This is a genomic window from Jeotgalibaca ciconiae (assembly GCF_003955755.1).
In the GTDB taxonomy this organism is placed as follows: domain Bacteria; phylum Bacillota; class Bacilli; order Lactobacillales; family Aerococcaceae; genus Jeotgalibaca; species Jeotgalibaca ciconiae.
The window spans coordinates 307,275-323,604 of record NZ_CP034465.1 but is presented as its reverse complement, the minus strand read 5'-3'; the positions used below and the strand labels follow the sequence as shown (position 1 = coordinate 323,604).

The window sequence follows — 16,330 nt, the reverse complement described above, 5'->3', positions numbered from 1 at the left end:
TTTGATGAGTGTGATTGTTTTAGCTGGAATGATTGGCGCGGGTAAATCTACCTATACAGAGTTTATTGCAAGGAAAATGGGAACACAAGCTTTTTATGAAAGTGTCGACCATAATCCAATTTTAGATAAATTTTATGAAAACCAAGAGAAATGGGCGTTTAGTTTACAAATATTCTTTTTAAATGCACGTTTTAGAAGTATAAAAGCGGCTTTGAGCGATGATAATAATGTGCTGGATCGTTCGATTTATGAAGATGCTTTGTTTACGAAAGTAAATTATTTGCAAGGAAATATTTCGACGGAAGAAATGGATATCTATAATGACTTGTTAGACAATATGATGGAAGAGCTAGAGGGGATTCCTAAAAAAGCTCCAGATTTATTGATTTATCTGGATGGTTCTTTTGAAATGATTCTAGAGCGAATAAAAAGACGGGGAAGAGATTTTGAACAAATTGAGAATAATCCCGACTTGTTAGCATATTACCGATTATTATTTGATAATTACGAACAATGGTATCTCGATTACGATTATAGTCCAAAAATCAAAATCTCTATTGATGATTTTGATGTTGTTGATAGTATGGAGGATCAACAAGAGATCATCAACATTATTGAGAAAGCTTTGATAGAATCAAGAATATCAGAAGATACTAGTATGGAAAGCTATTCATTGAGTTAAAATGAGAAAATAATGAATTTTCTATTGAGTTTCTTAAATCATTTTGCTATACTGGCCCTAACTTAGTTGAGGGGAATGCATGATTATGAAGAAAAAAATGAATCTTATGCCACAACCACAATTAAATAACTTTTACTTTAGCTATTACTTTAGAATCAATCTATAGAGTAGCTAAAGCATTTGAACGTGTTCAAAAAAGTTGCCTATAGATTTCAAAGAAATCGATATAGGCAAAATAGAACATTTTCATTCTAATATCTATATGTATTATTATGATTACTAACTAATTGCCTGTTTCGATTTCTAAAAATTGAAGCAGGCATTTTCGTGTTTAAAAAAGAAAACATAGGGGGAAGTAAGATGGATAAGATGATTGGGATTTCTGGGAAAGATTTCATGTTAAAAATATTAAATGGGATGAGTTTGGGGATTGTTTTAGTATTGATGCCGGGATCTATTTTCGGAGAATTGTTAAAGTTGTTTGTTCCAATCATACCCCAAGTAGAAACTTGGATTGTATTATTGAAATTTGTCGCTTCGTTAATGCCAGCAGCAATTGGGGCAGCGATCGGTTATCAATTTAAATTAAGTCCGATTCAAACCTTATCTTTAATGATGGTTACTGTTATCGGTAGTGGAGTGATGTCTGTTAACGAAGCGGGTGGTTTTCTCTTCAAGGGAACGGGAGATGTAATCAATACAGGACTTGCAGCAGTACTATCCATTTTGTTAATCAAACTTATTGGTGATAAATTAGGGGCGTATAATATGTTGGCGATGCCGTCTATTCTAATTTGTGTTGCGGGTGGAATCAGCTTATTGACGCTTCCACATGTAAAAAACATTTCTACTATAATTGGCCAAGGCGTCATGCATATTACTGATTTACAGCCAGTTTTGATGGGAAGTCTATTAGCAATGATTTTTGCAGTTTTAATTGTTTCTCCTATCTCGACTGTTGCAATCGCTACTGCTATTAATTTAGCAGGTGTTGGATCAGGAACAGCTAATTTAGGCGTTGTTGCGGCAGGCGTCGGCTTAGCAATTGCGGGCTGGTCTGTTAACAATTTAGGGACTTCTTTAGCTCATGTAATTGGTTCACCAAAAATTCAAATGGCAAATACAATGAAAAAGCCACTTACCATGATTCCTATTTTATGTAATGGAGCAGTTCTTGGGGCTTTAGGAGGATGGCTGAATATTCAAGGCACGCCGACAAGCGCTGGTTTTGGTTTAAGTGGGTTATTAGGACCAATGGCGGCACTTAATACAACGAATGACTACTCCACAACAAATATGATAATCGTATTTGTCTTGTTCGGAGTTGCACCGGTAATGTTAGGACTGCTTTTTCAGAAGATATTTACCACAATCATTCCATTAGTAAAACCAATCGACTATAAAATTTCTTTTGAATAATAGAGTGCGAGAAAATGCGTTCAGCCACCCGTAGGCTGGAAGAAATACCAGAGAGGCGATTTTGCCTCGCAGGAATTTCAGAAGCCATAGGGTTGCTGCATTTCCGAGCACATTTAAAAGAGAGTGCGAGAAAATGCGTTCAGCCACCCGTAGGCTGGAAGAAATACCAGAGAGGCGATTTTGCCTCGCAGGAATTTCAGAAGCCATAGGGTTGCTGCATTTCCGAGCACATTTAAAAGAGAGTGCGAGAAAATGCGTTCAGCCAAAAGATAATTCACGAGGCTATTCGCATTTTTTATAGACTAGGGGATTATAAGTTCAACCATCAATGTCTAGCTCCCAAGTCCTGACCTAGTGAAAAAAAGATAAATTTGCCCCATTGCGCGCTTCGCTGCTCATTCAGGGACAAATTTCCTATTTTTTCATAGGTCAAGGCAGACTTGTCCGCTTTTCTTATAGATCATGGCAGACTTGTTCCGCTTTTCTAATTACAGCGATAATCTTTATTCCACTACTTAAACGTTTTCAGTGGTATTCAATTGTTGCTTTTGTAGGTCTATGGCAATATAAGAGTAAGCTTCACTATAAAACAGAATGGGACAGTGATTATGGAATGAAGAAAAGATACGTGCAAGTTGGAACTGGCGGGAGAGCACGCTTTTTTTATGAAGCAATTGCAACAACCTACCAAGAAACAAGCGAGATTGTAGGATTCTGTGATTTATCACAAACACGAATGAACTATGCAAATACCTTATTAGAAAGGCATGGACAAAAGAAAGTTCCTACTTATCATTATACGGAATATGATCAGATGTTGGATGATTTGGATCCTGATTATGTCATTGTGACAACAGTCGACCGTTCTCATCATGATTATATCATTCGTGCTATGGAAAAGGGATATGATGTCATATCTGAAAAGCCCATGACGATTGATGAAGGAAAAGCGCAAGCGATTATCGATGCGGAGAAACGTACAGGAAAATCATTACGAGTTACGTTCAATTACCGTTATGCTCCACACAATACAAAAATTAGAGAGCTAATTCGCGACAATGTGATTGGCGATGTTTTCTCAATCCATTTTGAATGGCTTTTAAATACCGAACATGGAGCAGACTACTTTAGAAGATGGCATCGAAATAAAGTAAATAGTGGAGGGCTGCTCGTACATAAATCGACGCATCACTTTGACTTAGTGAACTTTTGGATCAATAGTTATCCAAAAACAGTATTTGCCTTTGGAGATTTAAACTTTTATGGCATGAAGAATGCTGAAAAGCGCGGTGTGAAAAGTTTTTATTACCGTAGTACAGGCTCTGAAGCTGCAAAAAATGATCCGTTCGCGATTGATTTGAATAGTAATGAAGAGTTAAAAGAATTGTATTTAAAGGCCGAAAATGATAGCGGCTACATCAGAGACCGCAGTGTTTTTTCGGATGATATTTCTATTGAAGATACGCTTGGTGTAACGGTTAAATATGACCAGGGAACGATTTTAACCTACTCATTAAATGCATATATGCCTTGGGAAGGTTTCAACGTTTCATTTAATGGGAGTAAGGGACGTATTGAAATGAAAGTGGTTGAAAAATCCTACATCAATGCAGGCGGCGACAAGGAGAATGAAGGAGCACTAGAAGTGAAATCAATCAAAGTGTTTCCGATGTTTGATGAACCGTACGAAGTGGAAATCATCGAGGGAGAAGGAGGGCATGGCGGCGGTGATCCAGTTATGTTGAATGATCTTTTCGGAACGCCGGAACCAGACCCATTCAATCGGGCTGCTTCTCATATTGATGGAGCTATGTCAATATTAACAGGTGTCGCAGCAAATAAATCCATTGCATCTGGAATGCCGATACGAGTAAACGATTTGATCAATTTATGAAAAAATCCTGGTTGCCCTAAAAAGGACAGCCAGGATTTTTTAACGATTTTGAATTTAAATCGTTTTTTGTAGACTAGGGGATTATAAGTTCAGCCATCAATGTCTAGCTCCCAAGTCCTGACCTAGTGAAAAAAAGATAAATTTGCCCCATTGCGCGCTTCGCTGCTCATTCAGGGTCAAATTTCCTATTTTTTCATAGGTCAAGGCGGACTTGTCCGCTTTTCTTATTCCGTCTTTCTTATCTGAAATGCATGTATGCATCTGGACCCACTGGGATATTTGTAAAATACCAAATAATGAGTAGTAAGACCCATGAAATAAAGAATGCAATCGAATATGGTAGCATCGTGGAGATTAACGTACCCAAACCGCTCCGTTTATCGTATCGTTTCATAAATACGAGAATCATAGCGAAATAACTCATTAACGGTGTGATAATATTTACAACAGAGTCAGCAATACGGTAAGCGATTTGAGTTAATTCAGGCGTTAATCCTAATTTAAACATCATCGGTACAAAAATGGGTGCCATAATAGCCCATTTTGCAGAAGCAGATCCCATAAATAGATCAAGGAAAGCAGCTAATACGATAAAGGAAATGACAAGTGGCAGGCCTTTAAAACCGATATTTTCTAAAAATTCTGCCCCATCTACAGATAAAATTGTACCTAAGTTTGTATAAGAGAAGTAGTTGATAAATTGAGCTGCAAAGAAAGCCAGTACAATATAAGATCCCATTGATTTCATTGATTGAGTCATACTCTCAACAAAATCGTTACTGTCTTTAATTTTACCAATCGTTAGTCCATACACTAGACCAGGAATAGCAAACAAGAAGAAAATAGCAAAAATTAATCCATTGCCTAAAAAATAATCCATAGTCATTTGCCCAGTTGTTTCATCAAGGGCGCGCAAGGCACCATTTTCTGGGAATAGCAAAATACCCATCACTAAAATGAAAAGTACTAAAGCAATGCCTGCATTACGCAAGCCTTTGTTTTCTAAATCTGTTAAAGGTTCATCATCGGGCATATATTCACCTTTGTATTCTCCTAGACGAGGTTCAATGATACGAGTAGTGACCCAGGTACCAACAATCGTTAATATGAATGTTGAAACGATCATAAAATACCAGTTGCCCGTTACAGACATAGTATAATCAATGTTGGCACTCTCTAATGCAGCATTGGTGATACCCGTCAGCAATGCATCAGTAGGTCCAATGATTAAATTTGCAGAGAATCCTCCCGAGACCCCAGCAAATGCAGCTGCTAAACCTGCAATAGGATGACGTCCTGCTCCTGCGAAAACAATTGCACCTAGTGGAATAACAACAACATATCCCGCGTCAGAAGCGATATTTGAAACAATACCAGCTAAAACGACAACAGCGGTTAACAAGCGAGTAGGAACAGAACGAATTAATTTTTTAAGGGTGTCTCCAATTAACCCCGTCCATTCTGCAACCCCAACCCCAAGCATTGCTACCAAAACGGTTCCTAAAGGAGCAAAACCAGTAAAGTTTGATGTTGCATTATTGAATAAATAAGCAATTCCTTCCTTATTCATTAATGATATAGCGTATGTCGTTATTTGCTCATTCGTACGCGGATCAAAATAAGTGGCATTAACTCCTGCGCGTGCAGTTATTTCTGAAATAACAATAATAAGAAGTGCTAAAAGAACAAAAATAACAACAGGATGAGGAAGTTTGTTACCTAAATTTTCAATTTTACCTAAAAACCCAGTTCCTTTTGCAGAATTAGGGTGATTTTTTTCTGACATGTATTGTCCTCCAATCAAATAATGATAATATACATAAAAAATATCATAGCATATCATGAGAAAAATGATGCCAAAGTAAATAAATTTTCATCAAAATGATATTATATTTTAATTATTTTTTAACTAATAAAAATACTGATAGAATTCTTATATAGAAGGCAGCTAAGAAAATCTTTAATCACTAAATGTTAAGAGCATAGGCCATGGCGGGACTTGTTCGCTTTTCTAATTATCAACTTGACTTCACCCAGAAGCAGGAGGTACCCTAGACTTGAATATAAGGAGAAAAAGAAAAATTCTCACTTGTTGGAAAAGAGGGGAGAAATCATGAGAAAAAAGAAAAAAAAGTAAGCATCATGGTCTTTATTGATGCGTTGTCTGCCAGCCTATTTCATTACTAACGGCTAACCAATAAATTGAAAAGCTCTGTTAATTCTTTGGGAAATTCACAATAATCATAGTTATAAAAATAGCTCATTGAATGGCAATGCAAGAAACTGCCATCAGTGAGCTATAAAAATATAAAATCGAAATTCTGACTATCTGCCAATATTCCATCCACCATCAGCAGTAATTTCCGAACCTTGTAGATAACTAGCATCATCAGATGCTAAAAAGACAGCTACTTTTGCAATTTCCTCAGCTGTGCCGGCTCGACCTGCAGGAATATCTTTTAATCGTTCGTCTTCAATTCCTTCTGTCATCGGTGTTTCAATAAAACCTGGAGCCAAGAGATTAGCACGGATTCCTTTATCTCCAAAGTCGTAGGAGAGTTGTTTATTGAAGCCAACCAAGGCATGTTTAGAAGTAACATAGGCAATGCCGCCTGGTCCTGCGACAAAAGAACCTTGAGAACCAACTGTTATAATGGAACCTTTTCCATTTTCTAACATAATAGGAAGGATTTCCTTTGTTACAAGAAACACACCATTTACATTAATGTTCATCAAGTTGCTAAAACTTTCCTCATCGGCATCTAATACCGTGTCGTAAGCGTCATGAATGCCAGCACTATTGAATAAAATATCTATGGGTCCTAGCTCTTTAACTGTTTTTTTAACCGCATTTTTTATTTTTTCAGACTCAGTAACATCGAGTTCTACGAATATTGCTTGACCGCCAGCTTCGTTGATTTCTTTCACAATTTGGCTACCGATATCTTCTTTTCTACCAGCGACCGCAACTTTCGCTCCTGCTTTAGCAAAAGCTCTTGCAGTAGCTTCCCCAATTCCAGAAGTTCCCCCGGTGACAAAAGCGACGTGACCTTTTAATGAATTCATTCGATTTCCTCCTTTCTTTTTTACTATTAAATAAAGAGTAGCAGTCAAATTGATTATTTCCAAATGATTACCATTGATAAAAAGGATTAATTATCAAATTGTGATTGATATAACTCATGATAGAGACCGCTTAAAGTGATAAGTTCGTTATGTGTTCCTTGTTCAACAACACTACCATCTTTGATCACTAAAATCTTGTCTGCGTTTCGAATGGTAGAAAGACGGTGAGCAATAACAAACGAAGTTTTTCCTACCATCAATTTGGCCATTGCTTCTTGTATTTTTAACTCTGTTTGAGTATCGACATTAGATGTTGCTTCATCCAGTATCAGTAAGTTTGCATCCAGCAACATTGCTCTTGCAATGGTTAATAGTTGCTTTTGGCCTTGAGAGATACTCATGCCATCTTCATCAAGCACAGTTTGATAACCTTCGGGTAAGCTCATAATATAATTATGAATCATTGCTGCTTTTGCAGCTTGCTGTACTTCTTCAATCGTAGCATGTTCCTTCCCATATGCTAAATTCTCGAAAATGGTCCCAGTGAACAACCAAGTATCTTGTAAAACCATTGCAAAAGATAATCGCAGGCTTTGACGAGTTGCTTCTTTAATATCGACGCCGTCTAGACGAATAACACCTTTTTGAGGATCATAAAAACGCATCAGTAGATTAATCAGGGTAGTTTTTCCTGCTCCAGTAGGACCGACGATTGCAATGAGATTTCCTGCTTCTACTTCAAGATTTAAATCTTGAATAATCATTTCGTTTGAATCATAACCGAACGAAACATTTTCCATTGATACATTCCCTTTCATATTTTCAAAGACATAAGCGTCTTTCACATCGGAACTTTCAGCTGGTTCATCAATTAACCGAAAGACACGTTCCGCAGCAGCAAAAGCAGACTGCAGTTCGCTGATAATATTTGATATTTCATTGATTGGACCTGAGAACCTACGGGAGTATAGTACAAAAGACGACAAATTACCTAATGAAATTTGTTCAAAAAGAAATAAAGCTGCCCCAAAGATACTAATTAAAGACAAAGAAAGATTGTTAATAAAAGTGACAGAAGGACCAATCATACTGCCATAATAATCGGCATTGTAAAAGGCATCTACTGCTTCTTCATTTTTTTCATTAAAACGATGAATCATATTTTCTTCTTGATTATAGACTTTGATTGTCTGTTGCCCGGAAATGATTTCTTCAACGAAACCATTTAATTCCCCTAATTTGACCGAACGTTTACGGAAGAGAGGTCGGAATTTACCAGTCATATATTTTGTCAGTACAATGGACATAGGAATGGTAATAACAAAAACTAACAATAAAGTAGGAGAAATCATGATCATTAAAGTTAAAGAGCCAATAATCGTAACAATGCTTGTTAAAATTTGAATGAAGTCATTCGACAGAGACGTATTGATTGTATCTATGTCGTAAGTGATCCGGCTAATAATATCTCCAACTGAATGGGTATCATAATAACCAACGGGCAATTGTGTCATCTTGTCAAAAACATCTTTTCTCATACGGTGAACAGTACGTTGCGTTAAATGGATCATTAAAACGGACATGATATATTGAAGAATCGAAGAGACAATATAAAAAATAAACATCAAGAAACAATAATAGAAAACACGTTGGAACATAACAGCGTTTAATCCAGGTTGAATAGCATCAATTGCATATCCAGACAGCAATGGACCAAGAAGAGAGAAGAGGTTGCTGACTAAATTTAAGAAGATTGCCAAAAAAAGCATCCATTTATATCGATACAAATACTGCCATAAACGTTTTAAAACTTGAAAACGACTGGTTTGAATTCGGAGTTTATCCTGCAACCTTGTCACCTCCCATTTGTGATTGGCTAATTTCACGGTAACCTTCATTGATTTTCATCAATTCATCATGCGTTCCATATCCAACCATATTTCCTTCTTCTAGGACTAGTATATGGTCAGCGTTCCTAATCGAACTAATTCGTTGGGCAATAATGATAGTAGTTGTTTGGTGAAAATGGTTATTGATGGCATTTCGTAATTTTGCATCAGTTTTATAGTCCAATGCACTGGATGAATCATCTAATATCAGAATATCTGGCTCACCGGCAAGAGCGCGCGAGATAATGACTCGCTGCTTTTGGCCACCGCTTAAATTAGCTCCTTTGGTACTTAAACGATGTTCAAAGCCAGCGTTTAAAGAATCGATAAATTCATCTGCTTGAGCAAAATCAGTAGAGCGAATAATCTCATCGATTGGTAAATCGCGTCCAAAATTAATATTTTCCGCAATTGTATCTGCAAATAAGATATCTTTTTGGAAGGCAACCCCAAATAATGAATGAAGTTCTTCAAATGGAATGCTTTTAATATTTTTTCCATTAATACGAATGGTTCCTCTATCTATATCGTAGAGACGCATTAATAGTTTGATGATGGTTGTTTTGCCAGACCCAGTAGGACCAATAATTCCGAGTGTTTCACCTTTCTTTAAGGAAAAACTGATTTCATTCAAAATTTTCTGTCCTTGGTAATAAGAAAACGAAACTTGTTCAAACTGGATATGTTGTTCTGTTGAGATTTCGTCTTTCTTTTCAATCAGCATATCAGCTTCTGTCTCCAAGACAGTTTGAATTCGATCTGCAGAAGCCAATCCTCTAGACATCAGAACAAAAATCCGAGTAATACTTAACATAGCATTTAGAATAATTGTAAAGTAAGACATAAATGCGACAATAACACCCGGTTGCGTGGTGCCAGCATTAACGCGAAACGCACTCACAAGAATAACGAATGTCAGACCAGTATTTAAGAAAAGATTCATCAAAGGAGAATTAACGGACATTGTCATATTTGCAGTTGTTTCTGCTTTGACAACGGTATCATTTATACGCATAAAGCGATTTTGTTCGTAATTTTCTTTTGATAATGCCTTAATGACTCTAGAACCTGTAATGTTTTCCCGAACTACTTGAATTAATTGATCAACTTCTTCTTGTAATTGTGTGAAAAGGGGAATCCCTTTTTTGGATACAAAATATACAGTAGCAACGATGAGCGGCATTATGGCAATTAAGACGAGGGTTAAAACAGGATCTAAAGTCAGCGTAATAACAATACCCCCCAACAGTAAGATCGGTGCACGTATCCCCATGCGCTGCATTCTTCCAATTGTATGATTGAAATTGTAGGTATCTGTGGTTAAACGAGATACCAGTGTAGGGATTCCATATGTATCTAACTGATTAGCAGAAAGATAGGTTATTTTTTTGAAAAGATCGTGACGCAAACTTTCAGTGCTGTCGCGAGCAACTTTTGAGGCCATTCGATTTGCAACAATATTTAATATAACTGCGAGAATCGAACAAATAATCATAACAATTCCCCATAGTATAATACGGTTCATATTTTTTAAGGGAATCACATTGTCAATGATATAGGCTAAAATCCATGGTAATAATAAATCCATGATGGTTCCAGTAAATTTTATAAATAGACCAATAGACATTTTTCCAAAGTAAGGACGGACATAATCAATCATTAATTTCATTTTTGGCAACCCCCTCTATGAGCTAATTTGGCAAATCATCTACCATTATTTTTGCTTTCTGCATGATTTCTTGCATGGAGCGAAGCAGAATTTCCTTTTCTTCGAGTGAGAAGTCTTCTAAAATTCCATCATTCCACTCATTTAAAAGATCAGCGACAATAGGATAAACTTCATTCGTCTTCTCGGTAGGGTAGATTAATAATTCTCTTTTATCAGAAGTACTGGGGATTCGTTTGACATAGCCTTTCAATTCTAATCTGGCTAATTGGCGTGTAACACTGCTTTTATTTACATAAATCATTTTGGCAAGTTTTTCTTGAGAGATACCTGGATTTCGACAAATATTCAAGATATAAGTGTGATGAATACCTGTTAATCCATATTCTTTCAGTTTTTCGTTACGATAAAGGGTTGACAAACGAGCTGTGCGGTTGATATACCGCATCAATGATTCCATACAAAAACCTCATCTCTACTAGATAGTTGCATGTGCAACTATTTTGAGTCAACTATAGCATTGTATGCCGACACGGTCAAACAAGTAAAACTGATAAATTGCATTCAACTTCCTCGTATGAAATACTAGAGAATAAGAAAGAACTAGGAGGGTCATAGAATGAAAGTAGTAGTCGTAGGAGCAAATGGTCAAATTGGCCAGCATTTAGTAGCTTTATTGCAAAAAGAAGATGGATTCGAACCCTATGCAATGGTTCGGAAAGAAGAGCAAGAAAGATTTTTTGAAGAAAAAGGCGTTAAGGCTGTCTTAGCAAATTTAGAAGATCGTGTTGAAAAGCTTGAAGAAGCAGTGCAAGGAATGGACGCTATTGTTTTTAGTGCAGGTTCAGGCGGAAGCACGGGAGCTGACAAGACATTACTGATTGATTTAGATGGTGCAGTGAAGATGATGGAAGCGGCAGAGAATACAGGTATTGATCGCTTTATCATGGTCAGTGCCCACCAAGCACATAACCGTGAAAATTGGAGTGAAGCAATCAAGCCTTATTATGTTGCGAAACATTACGCAGACAGAATGTTGGAACAAAGCAATCTCATCTATACAATTATACGTCCCGGTAATCTATTAAATGAAGTTGGGACCGGAAAAATTCAAACCGCTAAAAATCTTGAATCTGGTTCTATTCCAAGAGAAGATGTAGCAAGTACTATTCTAGCTGCTTTAAAAGAAGAGAATACACATAAAAAAGCGTTTGATCTAATTTCAGGGAATGCTTCCATAAAAGAATCCTTGGAAAAATTAACTGATTGATGATTCGTTCTTCTCATCAAAAAAGGTAAATAGTCTGTTTAGAAGCTTATATTAAGAATTTTCTTAATATAAGCTTTTTCTTGGTATCAGAAAGAGGAAATATTATCTTCTTTTGGTAGAATAAGGGTATAGGAAAATAGATGAACTGAGGAGATAATTGAATGGCAGTGAAGTTGATTGCAGTAGATATGGATGGAACGTTTTTAAATTCAGAAAAAGGGTATAATAAAGAGCGTTTTTCAAAGATTTTTAAGAGAATGAAAGAACAGGGGATTCGTTTTGTATGTGCAAGCGGAAATCAGTTTCCGCAACTCCAACAATATCTTGGAGAGTATGAAAATGAAATGACTTTTATCGCTGAGAATGGTGCCTATATTCTTGAAGAAGGAATGGAAGTCGATAGTGCTTTAATGGATTTCGAAGTTGTTAATAAAGCCATACACACTCTAGAAGGGTATGGAGATGTACCTTTTATTCTTTGTGGAAAGAAAGCGGGGTACGTTCATACTGGTATTCCAGAAGAATACTATCAATTATTTAGTAAGTATTATCATAGCTTAGAACAAGTTACCGATTTTGATTCGATTGACGATGAGATGTTTAAATTTGCCACTGCTTTCCAAGAAGACGAAGTTCCAAAAGTTTTGGAATATCTTCATGGTGAATTGGGTGGGTCATTAATTCCAGTAGCAAGTGGATATGGATTCGTAGATTTAATTCAACCAGGTATTCATAAAGGAAGAGGAATTAACATTCTTCAAAATAAATGGGGAATTAGCAAAGAAGAATCAGCAGCTTTTGGCGATAGTCCGAACGATATTGAGATGTTACAAGAGGTAAAGTACAGTTACGTAATGAGTAATGGGAATCCTGAAGTGAAAAAAATTGCACGATATGAGATTGGCGATCATAATACGGAAAGTTTATTGGACACTCTTGAAGAATTACTTGAACGAAAGTAGCAGAAGGAGATGGAAAAATGAATGACTTTGACAGAACTATTGAAGATGAATTAACAGCGATTATTAATCAGGAAGAACGCTTGTTTATCGGAGATGCAGTTCCAGAAGAATATAAATATGATGAATATGTATACAACACGGGAAATGTTGTGGCTGTTGCCTTACCCATAACGAAAAAAGAAATTGTTCAATTAGTGAAATTTGCTAATAAAAAAAACATCCCGATTATAACGAGAGGAGCTGGGACAGGTTTGTCAGGAGCAACTGCTCCTCTTGGAGGCGAATTGATTATTGATGTTCATTTAATGAATAAGATTACAGAATTAGATGAAGAAACAATGACATTAACTGTTCAACCAGGTGCATTACTTGGAGAGGTACATGATTTTGTTGAGAAAAGAGGATACTTTTATCCACCAGATCCCGGCTCGAAAAATTCGTCTATCGGAGGGAATGTAGCTACGAATGCTGGAGGAATGCGTGCTGTAAAGTATGGAGTAACGCGTGATTATGTACGAGAATTAGAAATCATTTTGGCTGATGGCAGGGAAGTAACAGTTGGTTCTTTAAATATAAAAAGTAGTTCAGGATATGACTTGAAGGATTTGTTTATTGGTTCAGAAGGGACCCTTGGAATTGTTACACAAATAAAATTGCGGTTGCTTCCATTCCCAAAAGCAAAACTATCGGCTATTGCAGCATTTGATACATTAGAAGATGCAACTGAAGCGGTTTTGACTATTTTACGTAATGGTGTGGATCCAACCGCAATGGAGTTTTTTGAACGAGAAGCAATTGCCTTAAGTGAAAAGGAAAATAAACTACTATTTCCAAGCCAAGCTGGAACTGCTTATTTATTAATAACCCTAGATGGGGACAGTAATGAATCTATCGAACAGCGGATGAAGTTATTGGAGAAAAGTATTTTAGAACATAATAGTATAGAGCTTCTACCACTTATTAATCCAAGCCAAGAATATACATCATGGTTCTTACGAGATCAGTTGCTGACATCGGTGGTAAGTTATTCGGAACAAGTAACCATGGATGAAGTAGTTCCTATTAATCATATATCCACACTTTATAAATACACAAAAGTATTGGAAAAAGAAAGTGGATTAAAATTAATTAGTTTTGGTCATGCAGGAGACGGGAACTTGCACACTTGTATTACTCGAGGAGATATAGCAGACCAAAAACTTTGGGAAGAAAAACGCGATCATGTCCTTGCCAAACTCTATGATAAAATCCATGAACTAGGAGGATTACCGTCTGCAGAACATGGTATTGGAATCATCAAAAAGCCATACTTCAATAAAATGACCGCGGACATAAACTTGGAATTAATGAGAAATATTAAAGCTGCTTTTGATCCCAATAATCTATTAAATCCACATAAAGTATTGTAAAAAAATCTATCATTTACGGTGTTGGTGAATCAAATTGATTCACTAGCACCTTTTTTTATCGAGAATGAAAATCTGAAGTTATCAAAATTTAAAGGAAGCCACTAAATACATGGAGCTATTTCGGTAATCTCATCTAGTGAACAGTGGGAGTGGCCCTCACTAGATGAGATAAATACCGATTCTCGTCTAGTCGAAACTTTAGCATTCTTCACTGAATGAAATTCACTATTATTCTCATCCAGTAAATGCTAAAAAGTTTCCTACTAGATGAAATTATGCAGAAAGCCCATAGGAATGCTTCCGATTAAACTGTTGATTAAATGTAAATCAACGGTTTTTTGTATTTTCATTTGTAAAATTTACATATTCTAAATGACTTCTTAACACAGTTTGCTGAAATCTTACACTTATCCAACATGAAAATTAACAAAGCTTTCATATAATAATGGTTGTCATGAAAGAAAAGGAGTTGGTGGAATGATGTTAACTGCTCATTCCGGCAGTGATGGGACGCCGGATAACAGTCGTATATTTTTGAAAACAATGCTAAAGGCGGGAATTGCTTGCGTGGAGCTTGATGTCCGCAAAACAGATAAAGGTATTTTGTATCTTAGTCATGATAAAGATAAATGGACAGAAGCTACATTAAGCTTGGAAGGAGCTTTTCAAATGCTTGCGTCCGATGGAATTTGTATGGTCAATTGTGATTTAAAAGAAGAGAACCTTGAAAAAGCAGTATTATCATTAGCAGAAAAATATAAACTCATGAATCGATTGATACTTTCGGGAAAAGTTCAATTAGAAAATATATCGTCCGATCATTTAATGAAGAAAGTCTATTTTAATGCTGAAAATATTCTGCCAGATCTATATGTAAGTCAAGGTTTGAACGAAGAAAAGATAAAGCAGCTCATTGATTTTTGTAAAAAGAACAAGGTACGAACAGTCAATTTGAATTATCACTTTGCTACAAATGAATGGATTAGGTTGTTTCATCAAGAAAAGATTAAGGTCTCTGTTTGGACTGTAAATGATTTTTCAGAGATAAATCGCTTCATAGAAATGGATGTACATAATATTACCACTCGATTGGCTATTTCATACAATAAACATCAGAAGGAGGTACAAAAGGGAAATGATTGAAACCGAATTTAATAAAGCCGCTAACTCACCTATTGCAAATCCAAAAAATTCATTATGGATAAGCTTAAAAGAAGGAATCCAAAGTTTTGGAAAAGGTTTGAATCTACGTCGCTTTTATCATGCAGTTGGAAAAAAGAAGTTCTGGGAATTTATTATTTTTTCAGTATTTCTGCTCTTCTTTTATGGACCTTTGTTGAACACTTTTATTTTAGCGTTCGCCAATACGTATCAATTTCCGGCAGTGGTTCCGCAAGAATTTGGTTTTCAATGGTGGGAGTTTGTTTTGAGTCAAAACAGTCTTGTTGAATCAATAGCAACATCCTTTTTATTAGCAATTATCACTACAGTTGTCGCTTTGCTGGTCTGTTTGCCATCAGCGTATGCGATAGCACGTTATAACTTTAAAGGAAGAAAATTATTTATGTTTTCTTTCTTATTATCCAATGCGTTTCCCAAAATTGGGCTTTATACAGCAATTGGTATCATTTTTTATCGCTTCAACCTGATGGGAACCATAGCAGGTGTAGTGATTATTCATTTAATTAACTCCATGTTATTTATGATTTGGCTGCCTGCCGGGGCTTTTCGAAATGTCCATCGTCAACAAGAAGAAGCAGCACGCGATGTAGGAGCTTCTCCAATGAGAACGTTCGTGCAAATCACCTTGCCGCTTGCAGCCCCAGGCATTGCAGTTGCTTCCATGTATACGTTTCTTGGTTCATTGGAAGAAGCACAAGGCACACTTTTGGTTGGGTTCCCTGAAATTAATACAATGGCAACGTCCATGTATGGTGTGATTCTTGACTACCCGGCCACAGCAGGGGCAGTGTTTGCTTTGATTTTGATATTGCCATCAATTTTAATTATCATGCTTTTTCGTAAACATTTAGTTCCAACAGAGATAGGAAAAAGCATGAGTGGAAAGTAGGA

General features: G+C 36.4%; 13 protein-coding genes. 8 read left to right on the top strand and 5 right to left on the bottom strand.

All coding sequences use genetic code 11. From position 1 onward, the window contains the following. The first annotated feature begins 10 nt into the window (after positions 1 to 10). The 3 genes from EJN90_RS01555 (at position 11) to EJN90_RS01545 (ending at position 3,995) form a co-directional block, all read left to right on the top strand. On the top strand, positions 11 to 682 hold the full coding sequence (locus EJN90_RS01555; RefSeq protein ID WP_322348877.1) for a deoxynucleoside kinase: 672 nt from the start codon (positions 11 to 13) through the stop codon (positions 680 to 682). Between the two features lie 360 nt (positions 683 to 1,042). Further along, positions 1,043 to 2,101 (top strand): PTS transporter subunit IIC, encoded by a 1,059-nt coding sequence (locus EJN90_RS01550; protein ID WP_126108549.1) that lies wholly within the window; start codon positions 1,043 to 1,045, stop codon positions 2,099 to 2,101. A 613-nt stretch (positions 2,102 to 2,714) separates the two neighbouring features. Beyond that, positions 2,715 to 3,995 (top strand): Gfo/Idh/MocA family protein, encoded by a 1,281-nt coding sequence (locus tag EJN90_RS01545; RefSeq protein WP_126108548.1) that lies wholly within the window; start codon positions 2,715 to 2,717, stop codon positions 3,993 to 3,995. A gap of 238 nt (positions 3,996 to 4,233) precedes the next feature. Here EJN90_RS01545 and EJN90_RS01540 read toward each other — a convergent pair whose 3' ends face one another. The 5 genes from EJN90_RS01540 to EJN90_RS01520 form a co-directional block, all read right to left on the bottom strand. Beyond that, on the bottom strand, positions 4,234 to 5,781 hold the full coding sequence (locus EJN90_RS01540; protein WP_126108547.1) for an AbgT family transporter: 1,548 nt from the start codon (positions 5,779 to 5,781) through the stop codon (positions 4,234 to 4,236). A 539-nt stretch (positions 5,782 to 6,320) separates the two neighbouring features. Then, positions 6,321 to 7,061 carry an SDR family NAD(P)-dependent oxidoreductase gene (locus tag EJN90_RS01535; protein ID WP_126108546.1) on the bottom strand — a complete coding sequence of 247 codons (741 nt, stop codon included), beginning with the start codon at positions 7,059 to 7,061 and terminating at the stop codon, positions 6,321 to 6,323. Between the two features lie 86 nt (positions 7,062 to 7,147). Beyond that, positions 7,148 to 8,911, bottom strand: a complete 1,764-nt coding sequence (locus EJN90_RS01530; RefSeq protein ID WP_227872546.1) for an ABC transporter ATP-binding protein — start codon at positions 8,909 to 8,911, stop codon at positions 7,148 to 7,150. Beyond that, a complete protein-coding gene (locus tag EJN90_RS01525) occupies positions 8,901 to 10,619 on the bottom strand; it encodes an ABC transporter ATP-binding protein (protein WP_126108544.1) in 1,719 nt (572 codons plus the stop codon). The genes EJN90_RS01530 and EJN90_RS01525 overlap by 11 nt, the downstream gene beginning before the upstream one ends. Before the next feature lie 22 nt (positions 10,620 to 10,641). Beyond that, positions 10,642 to 11,076 (bottom strand): MarR family winged helix-turn-helix transcriptional regulator, encoded by a 435-nt coding sequence (locus EJN90_RS01520; protein WP_126108543.1) that lies wholly within the window; start codon positions 11,074 to 11,076, stop codon positions 10,642 to 10,644. Between the two features lie 159 nt (positions 11,077 to 11,235). Here EJN90_RS01520 and EJN90_RS01515 point away from each other — a divergent pair, with 159 nt between their 5' ends. The 5 genes from EJN90_RS01515 (at position 11,236) to EJN90_RS01495 (ending at position 16,328) form a co-directional block, all read left to right on the top strand. Beyond that, positions 11,236 to 11,886 carry an SDR family oxidoreductase gene (locus tag EJN90_RS01515; RefSeq protein ID WP_126108542.1) on the top strand — a complete coding sequence of 217 codons (651 nt, stop codon included), beginning with the start codon at positions 11,236 to 11,238 and terminating at the stop codon, positions 11,884 to 11,886. A gap of 161 nt (positions 11,887 to 12,047) precedes the next feature. After that, on the top strand, positions 12,048 to 12,848 hold the full coding sequence (locus tag EJN90_RS01510) for a Cof-type HAD-IIB family hydrolase (RefSeq protein ID WP_126108541.1): 801 nt from the start codon (positions 12,048 to 12,050) through the stop codon (positions 12,846 to 12,848). A gap of 17 nt (positions 12,849 to 12,865) precedes the next feature. Then, a complete protein-coding gene (locus EJN90_RS01505) occupies positions 12,866 to 14,257 on the top strand; it encodes an FAD-binding oxidoreductase (RefSeq protein WP_126108540.1) in 1,392 nt (463 codons plus the stop codon). 477 nt (positions 14,258 to 14,734) lie between these two features. Continuing rightward, on the top strand, positions 14,735 to 15,400 hold the full coding sequence (locus EJN90_RS01500) for a glycerophosphodiester phosphodiesterase (RefSeq protein WP_126108539.1): 666 nt from the start codon (positions 14,735 to 14,737) through the stop codon (positions 15,398 to 15,400). Next, positions 15,393 to 16,328 carry an ABC transporter permease gene (locus tag EJN90_RS01495; protein WP_126108538.1) on the top strand — a complete coding sequence of 312 codons (936 nt, stop codon included), beginning with the start codon at positions 15,393 to 15,395 and terminating at the stop codon, positions 16,326 to 16,328. Before EJN90_RS01500 ends, EJN90_RS01495 begins: the two co-directional genes overlap by 8 nt. The last annotated feature ends 2 nt before the right edge of the window (positions 16,329 to 16,330 follow it).